Origin of the sequence: Achromobacter sp. (assembly GCF_036567245.1) — a bacterium.
In the GTDB taxonomy this organism is placed as follows: domain Bacteria; phylum Pseudomonadota; class Gammaproteobacteria; order Burkholderiales; family Burkholderiaceae_B; genus Achromobacter.
The window spans coordinates 1-13,157 of record NZ_DATCUY010000241.1 but is presented as its reverse complement, the minus strand read 5'-3'; the positions used below and the strand labels follow the sequence as shown (position 1 = coordinate 13,157).

The following is a 13,157-nucleotide window of genomic DNA, read 5'->3' as shown; positions in this document are numbered from 1 at the left end:
CTGTTCGGCGGGCGCTTCCGTTGGCGCGGACAGCAGGGCGGGCGCGCGCTCTGAGCTTGTCCCTATTTCGTGCGGAGCGATGACCGGCGTGTTCTGCTCGGTAAAGTCCTGGGCTTCGCGCATCTCGGTCCAGGCGAACAGGCCGAATACCATCGCGGCGCAGGCGGCGGCGCCCCAGGCCGGGTGCCAGCTATGGCCGGGATGCCAGCGGCGGCGTACGGCTGCGTCCAGTTCGGGACTGGCCGCAGGGCCGTGCCTACGGTACAAGGCGCGCAGCTCCCGTTCATCGTCTTCGTCGAAAGGGGGGCGGTAGGTAATGCTCATGCGCGTACTCCTCGCGCATGCGCCTGGTGGCAAGGCGCATCCGCGTCTGGCCTCTGCGCACGCCGCGCCGGTGGTCCGGCGGTCTCGTCGTGGCTCGGGTCCTGTTCCGGTTTAGGCGGCTTCCGGGAAAGCCGCAGGTGATTGCGCCGCGATTCCCGCACCCGCGCCCTGGGGCGTACGGTTACAGGTATGCCGCCCTGGGCCGGACGGTTCGTCAATGCGCTGCACCTGATGATTATGCGCGATCTGGAGAAATCCGCCAGAGAATTTCTTGAGTTTGCATCATGTAACTTCAGCTTGTCCCTGTTTTTGAAAGCAGAATGACAGATAGGCGTACCGTCATGGTGCGCGCCGGGACGAATGCGCGCGCCTGACGCGCTCTGCGGCCCCGGCTTGCCGGTACACTTTCGCGCATGGCCAAATCCCGAACCGTATATGTGTGCTCCGATTGCGGCGGCACCACCCCGAAGTGGCAGGGCAAATGCCCGCATTGCAACGCCTGGAACACGCTGGAAGAAACCGTGGAGTCGTCGGCGCCGGCCGCTGCCTCCCACCGCTATGCGCCGCTGGCGGCCGCCAGCCCGGTACGCAGCCTGTCTGAAATCGAAGCCCGCGAAACGCCGCGCCAGCCCACCGGGCTGGAAGAGTTCGACCGCGTGCTGGGCGGCGGTCTGGTGGCCGGCGCCGTGGTGCTGATCGGCGGCGATCCGGGCATAGGCAAGTCCACCCTGCTGCTGCAGGCGCTGGCCTCGCTGTCCGAAGTCACCAATGTGCTGTACGTCACAGGCGAGGAATCCGCCGAGCAGGTAGCCTTGCGCGCGCGCCGGCTGGGCCTGCAGACCGGCAACGTCAACCTGCTGGCCGAGATCCGGCTGGAGTCGATCCAGGCCGCGGTGTCCGAGCAGAAGCCCACGGTGGCCGTGATCGACTCGATCCAGACGCTGTACAGCGGCGAACTGAGCGCGGCGCCCGGTTCGGTCTCGCAGGTGCGCGAATGCGCGGCGCAGCTCACGCGCCTGGCCAAGCAGACGGGCATCGCCATCGTCATGATCGGCCATGTCACCAAGGACGGCTCGCTGGCCGGGCCGCGGGTGCTGGAGCACATCGTCGACACCGTGCTGTATTTCGAGGGCGACACGCATTCCTCGTTCCGCCTGGTGCGCGCCTTCAAGAACCGCTTCGGCGCGGTCAATGAACTGGGCGTCTTCGCCATGACGGACCGCGGGCTGCGCGGCGTGGCCAATCCGTCCGCGCTGTTCCTGTCGCAGCACGAGCAGCAGGTCGCGGGCTCCTGCGTCATGGCCACGCAGGAAGGCACGCGTCCGCTGCTGGTGGAGATCCAGGCGCTGGTGGACAGCTCGCACGCGCCCAATCCGCGGCGCTTGACAGTGGGGCTGGAGGGCAACCGCCTGGCGATGCTGCTGGCGGTGCTGCACCGGCACGCCGGCGTGTCCACCTTCGACCAGGACGTCTTCGTCAACGCGGTGGGCGGGGTGCGCATCACCGAACCGGCGGCCGACCTGCCGGTGCTGCTGGCCATCATGTCCTCGCTGCGCGACAAGCCATTGCCGCGCGGCCTGATCGCCTTCGGCGAAGTCGGGCTGGCGGGAGAAATCCGGCCCGCGCCGCGCGGGCAGGAACGCCTGCGCGAAGCCGCCAAGCTGGGCTTTTCGATCGCCCTGATCCCCAAGGCCAACGCGCCGCGCCAGCCCATCGAGGGGCTGGAGATCTGGGCGGTGGACCGGCTGGACGCCGCGCTGGACAAGTTGCGCTGAGGCCGGCGCCGGCTGAAACTGGCGGCCTGCGCAGATGGGAATCCGTAATCCGTAAATTGATGGCCCGGCCTGCAACCGGCCGGGCCTGCAGGAGCAAGACGTGAGTCTGTTAGTTATCGCCGCATGTCTGGCCGCGGGCGGCCTGATCGGTTTCATGGGCGGCGTGCTGGGCATCGGCGGCGGCCTGATCGCGATTCCCGCGCTGGTGCTGTTGATGGGCATGTCGCAACAGCTGGCGCAGGGCACGGCGCTCATCATGGTCCTGCCCACCATCATGATGGCGGTGCGCAAGTACAACCAGCAGACCCGCATCGACAAGCGCGTGGCGCTGGCGGGCGCCGCCGGAGCCGTGGTGTTCACCTGGGTCGGCGCGCAGCTGGCGCTGGGCATAGACTCCGGCATCCTGCGCCGCAGCTTCGCGGTCTTCCTGTTCTTTATTGCGCTGTTCTATGTGTGGCAGACCTGGCGCGCTTCGCGCCCCGCAGCCGCGCGCAAGCCGGCGGCCAAGGGCGATGCGCCCGTCTTCACGCCGCGCCGCGCCAGTGTGCTGGGCATGCTGTGCGGCACGCTGGGGGGCTTCTTCGGCGTGGGCGGCGCGGTGCTGGCCGTGCCCATCATCACCACCGTGTTCCGGCTGCCGCAGACCACCGCGCAGGCGCTTGCGTTGAGCATGGTGATACCGGGTTCCTTCATCGCCTTGATCACCTACTCCTGGGCAGGGCAGGCCGATTGGCTGGTGGGCGCACCGCTGGCGATAGGCAGCCTGCTGTTCGTGCCCGTCGGCGTGAAGCTTGCGTACCGGCTGCCTGAACGCAAGCTGAGAGCCTGCTTCGCGCTGATGCTGTTCGCTACCGTGGCGCTGCTGGCCTTTGAAAGCTGAACCGTCCGCGCCGTATTTCGAAGCGTTAGCGACCGCAATTTTCTGGTTCCACGCTGAACCTTCCTGAGGGACCGGGTTCAAACGGATACGGGTCAGGGTGTATGCCCTAGCGGCGATGTTGCCGTCCCGTGTCGGAAAAAAGGCCTCCGGGCCTTTTACATTCAGGAGTTCATGAAATGACGACTCACTCCCGTATTGCTGCGTTCCTATCCACCTCGGCCTTGTGCCTCGGTCTTGCCGCCGCGCCTACAGCGTTTGCGGCGGGCGCCGATGCCACGTCCAAGACGGGTGAAACCAAGACCCAGGCGCAGCACAAGCACCACAAGTCCGACAAGACCTCCGCCAAACCGGCGGCGGGAAAGTCGGGAGGGGCCGCGAAGACGGAGCATTCCGGCGTCGCGACGCCGGCGAAGTAATCGCGACGGGCCTTGTGGCCTGATAGTTCCTTTGCGTAAACGACTTCCGATTCCCGTGGGGGCCGGAAAGTCGAAAGCCTCTCGGTATGGGCGCCGAGAGGCTTTTTCATGGGCGCGCCGCGGCCGGGGCCGCGGCGGATGGCGGGCTTACTCCGCCGGCGTGATCACGCGGCCGGTCTCGAAGAACGCCTGCAGGTTTTCCAGCATCAGGTTCTCCATGGCCATGCGGGTTTCCAGCGTGGCGCTGCCGATGTGCGGCAGCAGCACCGCCTTGTCGGTCTTGAGCAGCGCCTCGGGCACCTTGGGTTCGTGCTCGAACACGTCGAGCGCGGCGCAGCCCAGTTTGCCGGCTTCCAGCGCGGCGACCAGCGCGGTCTCGTCGATGACGGGGCCGCGCGCGATGTTGACGATGATGCCCGTGGGGCCCAGCGCTTCCAGCACTTCGCGATTCACCAGATGGCGCGTGCTGGGGCCGCCGACGGTCGCCACGATGAGGAAGTCGGCCCACTTGGCCAGATCGGTGAGCGAGGCCTCGTAGCCATATTCGACGTCATCGCGCTTGCGGCGGTTGTGGTAGCGCACGTCCATGTCGAAGCCCATGCCGCGGCGGGCGATGGCCTCGCCGATGCGGCCCAGGCCGATAATGCCCAGCTTCTTGCCGCTGACCCGCTGGCCCAGCGGAATGCCGCCATGCACCTGGCCCCATTGGCCCGCGCGCACGAAGCGTTCGCCCTGGCCCATGTGGCGCGCGCCCGCGATCAGCAGGCCCCAGGCCAGATCGGCGACGCAGTCGGTCAGCACGTCGGGGGTGTTGCTGACCTGCACGCCGCGCTGCTTGGCGGCCTGGACGTCGATGGTCTCGTAGCCCACGCCCCAGCTGCAGATGGCCTTCAGGTCGGGCAGGGCGTTGATGAGTTCGGCGTTGGCCCCATAGGTGGCGGACGTGACGACGGCGGTGACGCCCTTGCCATGCTCGGCCAGCGCCGCCTTGCGGTCCGGGTACTTCCATAGTTCGACTACGTCGTAGCGGTCCGCCAGCGTCTTGTTGGCGTAAGGGGAACCGGCCAGCGAGCCGACCTGGATGATGCGATGCTTGGTGGTCATGTTGTCGTACAGGTGGGTGGCAAAACGTTGATGCTACTTGATCCGGCCTTGATCCAGGCTGACGGGGTGCCCGCCAGGGGCGCCCCGCAGTCGGATCGCGGCCTCACTCGAGCTGGATATTGGCTTTCTGGATGACGTCCTTCCAGCGCTTGACCTCGGCCTGCTGGAATGCGGTGAACTGCTGCGGCGTGTTGGCCACCACCTCGAAGCCCAGGCCCTGCAAGGTCTTCTCGGTCTGGGGATCGCGCAGCGCGGTCTGCAAGGCCTTGGACAATTGCTGGACGACGGCGGCAGGCGTGCCCTTGGGCACGGCAAAGCCCTGCCAGGAGTACACCACCATGTCCTTGATGCCGGCTTCGGCCAGCGTGGGCACGTCCGGCAGGTCGGCCGCGCGCGCGTCGCCCGTGATGGCCAGCGCCTTGAGCTTGCCGGCCTTGATGTGGTTCTGGACCGCGCCCAGATTCTGGAACGATACGTTGACCTGTCCGCCGATCAGGTCGGCGATGGCCGCGCCGCCGCCGCGATAGGGCACGTCCACGCCCGTGCTCTGGGTGCGCTGGCGGAACAGCACGGCGGACAGGTGGTCCGACGAACCGGTGCCCGAGGAGGCATAGGACACCTTGCCCGGATTCTTCTTCGCGTACTCGATCAGTTCGGCGACGCTGCCGGCCGGGAAGGTGGGAGCGGCCACCAGCACGTTGGGATTGCGCACCGCCTGGGTCAGGTATTCGAAATCCTTGCTGGGGTTGTACGACAGGTTCTTGTACAGCGCCTCGTTGATGGCGAAGGTGCCGATGGAGCCGACCATCATGGTGTAGCCGTCGGGCGTGGAGCGGGCCAAGGCCTGCGCGCCGATGGCGCTGTTGGCGCCAGGCTTGTTCTCGACCACGAAGGTCTGCCCCAGGATTTTCGTCAGCCCCGGCGTGACCGAGCGCGCGGTGATGTCGGAGGAGCCGCCTGGTACGAAGGGCACGATCATCGTGACGGGTTTGTCGGGATAGCCGGCGGCCTGCGCTGCGGGCGTCCCGAGCAGCACGGCGCCTGCGGCGACGGCGGCTGCCACCGCCGCGGCGCTCATCAGTTTGTTCATGGTGTCTCCTGGTTCGCGTGCTGATGAAGAGCCCGCCGCCCACGCGTTGCGGACGGGCCCGGATCGGCGTGGGTCAGTCGACCTTGGCGCCGGATTTCTTCACGACTTCCGCCCATTTGACGGATTCCTGCGCCATGAACTGTTTGAACTGCGCCGGGGTGTTGCCGGACGGCGTGGCGCCCTGCGCTTGCAACTGCGCGCGCACCGATTCCAGCTTGAGGGCGGCGGCCACGTCGCGCTGGATCTTGTCCACCACCGCCTGCGGCGTGCCCGCCGGCGCCAGCAGCCCGAACCAGCTGGATGCCTCATAGCCCTGCACGCCGGCTTCCGCCATGGTGGGCACGTCGGGCAAAGCGGGCGAGCGCTGGGCGGTGGTGACGGCCAGCGGGCGCAGCTTGACGCTCTTGAGGAAGCCCATGGAGGACGGCAGGTTATCGAAGATCAGGTCGGCGGAGCCGGCCATCACGTCGGTCAGCGCCGGGCTGCTGCCCTTGTAGGGCACGTGGGTCATGCGCGTGCCGGTCATGTTCTGGAACAGCTCTCCCGACAGATGGGTGGAAGTGCCGTTGCCGGTGGACGCCATGTTGACGCTGCCCGGATTGGCCTTCAGGTACTTGATCAGGTCCGCCACCGTGCGGATACCGTGCTTGTCGGCGAAGCCGGGGTTGAGCTCCAGGATGTTGGGCACCGGGATCACCAGCGTGACCGGCACGAAGTCCTTCACCGGGTCATAGGGCAGCTTGGCATAGACGGACTGGTTGATGGCATGGGTGCTGACGGTGCCCATCAGCAGGGTGTAGCCGTCTGGCGCGGCGCGCGCGGCTTCGGCCGTGCCGACGTTGCCGCCGGCGCCCGCCTTGTTGTCCACCACCACCGCCTTGTTCCAGGTCTTGCCCAGCTCGGCGGCGACGATGCGCGCCGCGATGTCGGTGGTGCCGCCGGCCGGGAAGGGCACGATGATCTTGACGTCGCGCTCGGGGTAGTCGGCCAGCGCCGGCGCGGCCGGCAACAGCAAGGCGGCGGCCGCCAGGGTCACGGAATACAGGGCGGACAGGACGGAACGGCCTCGCGCAGGGGCTGCATGCATGGAATTCGTCTCCTCGGTGTGCGCGTGGCCGCGCATCGTTTCTGGGGGTATTCCGCCCCTGGCATGGCCCGAGGCTTTGACGCTGCATGGCGCCCCGCGGCGCCCTGCGTTTTGCTGCCGGACTACTTGTAAAACAAATATATGTATTGAGCTGATGCTTGTCAACCAAGTATACTTTTTCAAACCCCCACACTCGATAGCTGGATCAGCCTGGAGCCCCCGCCCATGAAAACCTCCCCGGTCACCGCGCAGGATTTGCAGCGTTCGGTCATCGCCGTGCCGCCGCTGGCGCGCCACGACGATCTTTCGCTGAACGAGGCGGCCAACAAGGCCTTGCTCGGCCATCTGGAAGCGGGCGGCGTGCGCAATGTGATGTATGGCGGCAATGCCAATTTCTATAACGTGGGTGTCGGCGAGTACGCGCGCATCGTCGACATGCTGGCCGGACTGGCGGGCGCGGACACCTGGATCCTGCCCTCGGTGGGGCCCGACTACGGCAAGATGATGGATCAGGCGGCGATCCTGCGTACGCGCGCCTTTCCCACGGCCATGCTGCTGCCCATGTCCTTTCCCTACACCGACGCGGGACTGGCCGAAGGCGTGCGCCGCTTCACCGACGCGCTGGGCAAGCCCGCGGTGATCTACATCAAGTCGTCCGGCTACCTGGCGCCGGAAAGCGCCGCGCGCCTGATCGAAGAGGGCCGTATCGTGGCGTTCAAGTACGCCGTGGTGCGCGACGACCCGTCCCGGGACACGTACCTGTCCTCGCTGTTGCAGGCGGTGGATGCGCGCTGGGTCGTCAGCGGCATTGGCGAGCGCCCGGCCATCGTGCACTACCGCGATTTCGGCCTGAAGAGCTTTACCTCGGGTTCGGTCTGCGTGGCGCCGCGAGGTTCGATGCGCCTGTTGCATCTGCTGCGCGATGGCCGCTACGACGAAGCCAAAGCCGTGCGCCAGCACTACCTGGGCCTGGAAGACTGCCGCGACAGCATCAGCCCCATCCGCGTACTGCACGATGCGGTGACGCTGTCGGGCGTGGCGGACATGGGACCGATGCTGCCCTTGCTGACCGGCATCTCCGCCGCCGAACGCGAGCGCGTGGCGCCGGTGGCGCGGGTCCTGGCGGCCTGGGACCGGGAGGCGGCCACCGCTTGATTGCGCAAGCGGGCCAGGGCGCGCCTTGGGCCGCGCATTGACGGTACGATGAGCGCTGTTCCGCCATCGCGGACTGCGCCATAGCATCGAGGAGGTTTCGTGGCCCGACCCAAAGCAACACCGGCGCCTGCGCCGCAGGCGCCCGTCGAACCCGACGCCACGGGCGCGCTGGTGCTCGAGCGCGGGCACCGGGTCCGCCTGGCGGACCAGCTCTACGGCCAGATCTTCGAGCAGATCGTGTCCGGCGGGCTGAACGTGGGCGACAAGCTGCCTTCCGAGAACGAGATCTCCGAACGCTTCGGCGTGTCGCGTCCGGTGGTGCGCGAGGCGCTGCTGCGGCTGCGCGCCGACGGCCTGATCACCGCGCACCAGGGGCTGGGCACCTTCGTCAGCCACGCGCCCGCGCCGCGCCTGAAGAGCTTCAACGACGTGCAGAACGTCAGCGCCTATCTGCGGGCCCAGGAGGTGCGGGTGGCGCTGGAGGGCGACGCTGCGCGCCTGGCCGCGCTGCGGCGGACCGACGAGCAACTCAGGAAGATCGCGGAAGCGCATGCGGCCTTCGCCGACAGCCTGGCGCGCGGCCAGGTCTCGGCCGAGGCCGACCTGGCGTTCCACGCCAGCATCGCCGAAGCCAGCGGCAACGACTTCTATCTGGGCGTGCTGGAAAGCATCCACGAATCCATCAGCGGCTTCATGCGCCTGACCCTCAACCTGACCCGCACCGGTTCGCGCCAGCGCGCGCAGCGCGTGGTGGACGAGCACGCCGCGATCCTGGATGCGATCCGCGAGCAGGACAGCGAGCGCGCCCGCGTCGCCATGCAGTTCCACCTGGGCCAGGCCCGCCATCGCTTGGTGGACCGCGAGCGCGATTGATTCCTGCCGCCGGCCCGCCGCGACCAAACCACAACCACAGGAGACCAGAGTGCGAGGGAATGGAGTCATAGCGGCGGACGTGCCGGTGGAGCAGGTCCGCGAGCAGATCCTGCAGGTGCTGATGGCATGGGGCATGGCGCAGGACCTGGCGCACGTCACGGCCGGGCTGATGGCGCGGACCGACCTGCTGGGCATCGATTCGCACGGCATTTCCATGCTGCCGGCCTACGAGGACAAGTTGCGCGCCGGCACCCTGCGGCTGGACGCAAGGCCGCGGATCCTGCGCGACGGCGGCGCCAGCGCGCTGATCGACGGCATGGGCGGCCTGGGCTATCCGGTGGCGGCGCAGGCGATGAACCTGGCCGTGGACAAGGCGCTGGAGCATGGCGTGGGCGCCGTGTCGGTCTGTAATTCGCATCACTTCGGCGCCGCTGGCGTCTATGCGCGCATCGCCGTCGAGCGCGGCGTGGTCGGGCTGGTGACCAGCAGCGCCAACGGCGTCATCATGGTGCCCACGCGCGGCGCCATGCCCATGCTGGGCACCAACCCCATTGCCTTCGGCGCGCCGGCCGCCTACAACGAGCCCTTTCTGCTGGATATGGCGACCACCACCGTCGCCGCCAACAAGGTCAAGGTCTACGACTTCCTGGACCAGCCGCTGCCGCCGGGCTGGGCGGTGGACGGGCAGGGCGGGGCGGTCACCGATGCGGCCGACGCCATGCAGTTCATCTTCAAGCATCCCGAGGGCGGTCTGACCCCCCTGGGCGGCACCGCCGCCATGAGCAGCCACAAGGGCTACGGCCTGGCGATGATGGCGCAGATCCTGGGCGGCACGCTCAGCGGCAGCGCCTTCGCCGCGCGCCGCGCCCCGACCCGCCGTCCGGGCGAACCCGACGACGTGGGCCATTTCTTCCTGGCGTTGAATCCCGACGCCTTCCGCGCGGCTGGTTCGTTCGAGTCCGATATGGACGACATGATCGACGCCATGCACGATACGCCGCCCGCCAACCCGGATGAACCGGTGCTGGTGGCGGGCGAGCCCGAAGCCGCGGAGCGCGCGCGCCGGCTGCGTGTAGGCATCCCCATATCCGCCGCGCTGGCCGACCGCCTGCGCGCCATCTGCGAGCGCGCCGGCACGCCTTATCTGCTGGACGCGGCCTGATTCCGTTTTCCCTATAAACCCTTGCCCAAGAGCACAGGAACAGAGACATGAGCAATTCAAACCAGCGCAAGAAACCCGAAGAGCTGCGCAGCCACCGCTGGTACGGCGCGCGCGACCTGCGCGCGTTCGGCCACCGTTCGCGCACCGCGCAGATGGGCTATCACCGCTCGGATTACGCCGGCAAGCCGGTGATCGCCATCATCAACACCTGGAGCGACATCAACCCCTGCCACAGCCACTTCAAGCAGCGCGTGGAAGAGGTCAAGCGCGGCATCTGGCAGGCGGGCGGCTTTCCGGTCGAAATGCCGGCCATGAGCCTGTCCGAACCCTTCCAGAAGCCCACCACCATGCTCTATCGCAACCTGCTGGCGATGGAGACGGAAGAGCTGCTGCGCTCCTATCCGGCGGACGGCTGTGTGCTGATGGGCGGCTGCGACAAGACCACGCCTGCGCTCCTGATGGGGGCGGTCTCCATGGACCTGCCCACCATCTTCATGCCGGCCGGCCCCATGCTGCGCGGCAACTGGAACGGCAACACCCTGGGCTCGGGCTCGGACACCTGGAAGTACTGGGCCGAGTTGCGCGCCGGCAACATCACCGAGGAAGACTGGCAGGGCGTGGAAGACGGCATTGCCCGTTCGCCCGGCCACTGCATGACCATGGGCACCGCGTCCACCATGACGGGCGCGGTCGAGGCGCTGGGCCTGTGCCTGTCGGGCGCCTCGTCGATCCCCGCGCCGGACTCGCGCCATGCGCAAATGGCCAGCCTGACCGGCAAGCGCATCGTCGAGATGGTGTGGGAAGACCTGAAGCCTTCCGACCTGCTGACTGCCGCGTCCTTCGACAATGCGGTGCGCACGGTGCTGGCGCTGTCCGGGTCCACCAATTCGGTGGTGCACCTGATCGCCATGGCGCGCCGCAGCGGCTTCGGGCTGGACCTGGACCGCTTCGATCATCTGGCGCGCACCACGCCGGTGCTGGCCAATCTGCGGCCGGCGGGCAAGTACCTGATGGAAGACTTCTATTACGCCGGCGGCCTGCGCGCGATGCTGGTGCAGCTGGGCGACCTGCTGGACACCACGCAGCGCACCGTGGACGGCCGTACGCTGGGCGAGAACATCGCGGGGGCGCGCATCTTCAACGAAGACGTGATCCGGCCGCGCGCGCAGGCGTTGATCGAGCGTGACGGGCTGGCGGTGCTGCGCGGCAACCTGGCGCCCGACGGCGCGGTGATCAAGCCGCCCGCCATGGAGGCGCAGTTGCAGGTGCACACGGGCCGCGCGGTGGTCTTCAAGGACTACAACGATATGGCCGCGCGCATCGACGATCCGGACCTGGACGTGGACGCCGACAGCGTCATCGTGCTGCAGAACGCCGGGCCGCAGGGCGCGCCCGGCATGCCGGAGTGGGGCCAGCTGCCGATCCCGCAGAAGCTCTTGAAGCAGGGCGTGCGCGACATGGTGCGCATTTCGGACGCTCGCATGAGCGGCACCAGCTACGGCGCCTGTGTGCTGCACGTGGCGCCCGAGGCCTATGTCGGCGGTCCGCTGGCGCTGGTGCAGGACGGCGACCGCATCACGCTGGACGTGCCGGCGCGGCGCCTGGAGCTGCTGGTGTCCGATGAAGAACTGGCTGCGCGCCGCGCCGCCTGGCAGGCGCCACCGCCGCGTTTCGAGCGCGGCTACGGCGTGCTGTACCTCAAGCATATCGGCCAGGCCGACACGGGCTGCGATTTCGATTTTCTTCAGACCGAGACGCGCGCTCCGGCCGCGGGCGAGCCTGAAATCCACTGACCCGGCCACCGGGCGCACATACTAAAAAACCCACAGAGGAGACAACCATGCAACAGAACAAACCGGCGGCGCGCGCACGCCAGGCCATCCTGGCGGCCGCGGGGGCGCTGGCCATGCTGCCCGGCATGCTGATGGCGCAGGGCGCGGCTTGGCCCACCAAGCAACTCAAGCTGGTGGTGCCGTTTCCCGCGGGCGGCAGCACCGATTCGGTGGGCCGCCTGCTGGCGGCCGAGCTGTCCAAGGAACTGGGCCAGACCGTGGTGGTCGAGAACAAGGGCGGCGCCAATGGCAACATCGGCTCCGACCTGGTGGCCAAGGCGGAGCCTGACGGCTATACGCTGCTGCTGTCGGGCGTCGGCTCCAACGCCATCAGCTACGCGATCTACCAGAACATGCCGTACCGCAATAGCGACTTCGCGCATATCTCGTTGCTGGCTACCGGCCCAAACGTGCTGGTGGCCAACAACGATTTCCCTGGCAAGACCTTCGCGGACTTCATCAAACTGGCTCGCGAGAACCCGGGCAAGTACACGCATGCGAGTTCGGGTAGCGGTTCCTCCGGCCACCTGGCCATGGAAATGCTGAAGCAGGACGCCAAGATCGACCTGGTGCACGTGCCCTACAAGGGCGGTGCTGCCGCCATCACCGACACCATAGGAGGCCGGGTCTCGGTACTGTTCCTGAACCAGGACGCGCTGCTGCCGCAAGTCACCTCGGGCAAGCTGCGTGCGCTGGCCGTGGCCAGCGCCAAGCGCAACCCTGCCTACCCCGACACGCCTACCGTGGCGGAATCGGGTTATCCGGGTTTTTCGGCCGAGTCCTGGTTCGGTTTGTCGGCCCCCGCGAAAACGCCGCCCGCCGTAATCCAGCGCCTGAACCAGGCAACGGTGAAGGCCCTGTCCTCGCCCGACATCCGGCAGAAGCTGGAGAGCGTGGGCTTCGTGGTGGTGGCGGACGACCCCAAGTCGTTCTCGGCCTTCGTGGATAACGAGATCGCCAAGTGGGGCAAGGCGGCCAAGGCTTCCGGCGCGAAGATGGATTGAATGCGTGGATTGAATCCATGGATCGAATGCACGGCCAGGCCTGCGGGCCTGGACCAACCTGTTTTTCCTTATGAAGCGTAGATGGCAATGAACTCACCCTTACCCAACCGTTTCCGGCAACGCATCCTGGCGCGCGAACGGCTCATCGGATTCTGGATGTGCATGTCCAGCCACATCACGGCCGAGCTCGTGGGGCTGGCCAATTTCGACTGGCTGCTGCTGGACGGCGAACACTCGCCCAACGAGGTGCCGATGTTCCTGCAGCAGCTGCAGGCCCTGCAGGGCAGCGCCAGCGCCGCCGTGGGCCGGCCGTCGTGGAACGATCCGGTGGAGATCAAGCGGCTGCTGGATATCGGTTTCTACAACCTGCTGATTCCGTTCATCGAATCCGAAGAGGACGCGCGCCGCGCCGTGGCCGCCACGCGCTATCCGCCGCAGGGCATGCGCGGCGTGGC

General features: G+C 67.5%; 13 protein-coding genes and 1 pseudogene. 10 read left to right on the top strand and 4 right to left on the bottom strand.

All coding sequences use genetic code 11. The annotated features are described in order from the left end of the window. Positions 1-324: pseudogene (locus VIR09_RS10770) on the bottom strand (hypothetical protein); the annotation flags it as partial. 141 nt (positions 325-465) lie between these two features. On the opposite strand from VIR09_RS10770, the gene VIR09_RS10765 reads away from it, so the two are divergent. The 4 genes from VIR09_RS10765 to VIR09_RS10750 all read left to right on the top strand — a co-directional run bounded on the left by VIR09_RS10765 (position 466) and on the right by VIR09_RS10750 (position 3,395). After that, positions 466-648 carry a hypothetical protein gene (locus tag VIR09_RS10765; RefSeq protein ID WP_332012860.1) on the top strand — a complete coding sequence of 61 codons (183 nt, stop codon included), beginning with the start codon at positions 466-468 and terminating at the stop codon, positions 646-648. Between the two features lie 89 nt (positions 649-737). Continuing rightward, complete coding sequence (radA, locus tag VIR09_RS10760; protein ID WP_332012859.1) at positions 738-2,099, top strand: DNA repair protein RadA; 1,362 nt, start codon at positions 738-740, stop codon at positions 2,097-2,099. Positions 2,100-2,199: 100 nt separating this feature from the next. After that, complete coding sequence (locus VIR09_RS10755) at positions 2,200-2,979, top strand: sulfite exporter TauE/SafE family protein (protein WP_332012858.1); 780 nt, start codon at positions 2,200-2,202, stop codon at positions 2,977-2,979. A 176-nt stretch (positions 2,980-3,155) separates the two neighbouring features. Further along, on the top strand, positions 3,156-3,395 hold the full coding sequence (locus VIR09_RS10750; RefSeq protein WP_013394795.1) for a hypothetical protein: 240 nt from the start codon (positions 3,156-3,158) through the stop codon (positions 3,393-3,395). 147 nt (positions 3,396-3,542) lie between these two features. Here the strand turns inward: VIR09_RS10750 and VIR09_RS10745 are convergent, their stop codons facing one another. The 3 genes from VIR09_RS10745 to VIR09_RS10735 all read right to left on the bottom strand — a co-directional run bounded on the left by VIR09_RS10745 (position 3,543) and on the right by VIR09_RS10735 (position 6,676). After that, a complete protein-coding gene (locus tag VIR09_RS10745) occupies positions 3,543-4,499 on the bottom strand; it encodes a 2-hydroxyacid dehydrogenase (RefSeq protein WP_332012857.1) in 957 nt (318 codons plus the stop codon). Between the two features lie 103 nt (positions 4,500-4,602). Further along, entirely contained in the window at positions 4,603-5,589 is a 987-nt protein-coding gene (locus VIR09_RS10740; protein WP_332012856.1) for a tripartite tricarboxylate transporter substrate binding protein, read from the bottom strand. 73 nt (positions 5,590-5,662) lie between these two features. Next, a complete protein-coding gene (locus tag VIR09_RS10735) occupies positions 5,663-6,676 on the bottom strand; it encodes a tripartite tricarboxylate transporter substrate binding protein (protein ID WP_332012855.1) in 1,014 nt (337 codons plus the stop codon). Positions 6,677-6,901: 225 nt separating this feature from the next. Here VIR09_RS10735 and VIR09_RS10730 point away from each other — a divergent pair, with 225 nt between their 5' ends. The 6 genes from VIR09_RS10730 to VIR09_RS10705 form a co-directional block, all read left to right on the top strand. Continuing rightward, complete coding sequence (locus tag VIR09_RS10730) at positions 6,902-7,831, top strand: dihydrodipicolinate synthase family protein (RefSeq protein ID WP_332012854.1); 930 nt, start codon at positions 6,902-6,904, stop codon at positions 7,829-7,831. Between the two features lie 99 nt (positions 7,832-7,930). Further along, complete coding sequence (locus tag VIR09_RS10725) at positions 7,931-8,704, top strand: FadR/GntR family transcriptional regulator (protein WP_414639415.1); 774 nt, start codon at positions 7,931-7,933, stop codon at positions 8,702-8,704. A gap of 49 nt (positions 8,705-8,753) precedes the next feature. Next, on the top strand, positions 8,754-9,866 hold the full coding sequence (locus VIR09_RS10720) for an Ldh family oxidoreductase (RefSeq protein ID WP_332012853.1): 1,113 nt from the start codon (positions 8,754-8,756) through the stop codon (positions 9,864-9,866). A gap of 47 nt (positions 9,867-9,913) precedes the next feature. Further along, positions 9,914-11,659 carry an L-arabinonate dehydratase gene (gene araD, locus VIR09_RS10715; RefSeq protein WP_332012851.1) on the top strand — a complete coding sequence of 582 codons (1,746 nt, stop codon included), beginning with the start codon at positions 9,914-9,916 and terminating at the stop codon, positions 11,657-11,659. A 47-nt stretch (positions 11,660-11,706) separates the two neighbouring features. Further along, complete coding sequence (locus VIR09_RS10710; RefSeq protein ID WP_332012850.1) at positions 11,707-12,702, top strand: tripartite tricarboxylate transporter substrate binding protein; 996 nt, start codon at positions 11,707-11,709, stop codon at positions 12,700-12,702. An 87-nt stretch (positions 12,703-12,789) separates the two neighbouring features. Then, positions 12,790-13,157: aldolase/citrate lyase family protein (locus VIR09_RS10705; protein ID WP_332012849.1), on the top strand; the 368-nt coding region annotated here is incomplete at its 3' end.

Excerpts from the sequence above, each read along its gene's own strand:
- araD (WP_332012851.1), top strand. The coding sequence starts at position 9,914 with ATGAGCAATTCAAACCAGCGCAAGAAACCCGAAGAGCTGCGCAGCCAC.
- VIR09_RS10730 (WP_332012854.1), top strand. The coding sequence starts at position 6,902 with ATGAAAACCTCCCCGGTCACCGCGCAGGATTTGCAGCGTTCGGTCATC.
- VIR09_RS10740 (WP_332012856.1), bottom strand. The coding sequence starts at position 5,589 with ATGAACAAACTGATGAGCGCCGCGGCGGTGGCAGCCGCCGTCGCCGCA.
- VIR09_RS10735 (WP_332012855.1), bottom strand. The coding sequence starts at position 6,676 with ATGCATGCAGCCCCTGCGCGAGGCCGTTCCGTCCTGTCCGCCCTGTAT.
- VIR09_RS10710 (WP_332012850.1), top strand. The coding sequence starts at position 11,707 with ATGCAACAGAACAAACCGGCGGCGCGCGCACGCCAGGCCATCCTGGCG.
- VIR09_RS10750 (WP_013394795.1), top strand. The coding sequence starts at position 3,156 with ATGACGACTCACTCCCGTATTGCTGCGTTCCTATCCACCTCGGCCTTG.
- radA (WP_332012859.1), top strand. The coding sequence starts at position 738 with ATGGCCAAATCCCGAACCGTATATGTGTGCTCCGATTGCGGCGGCACC.
- VIR09_RS10745 (WP_332012857.1), bottom strand. The coding sequence starts at position 4,499 with ATGACCACCAAGCATCGCATCATCCAGGTCGGCTCGCTGGCCGGTTCC.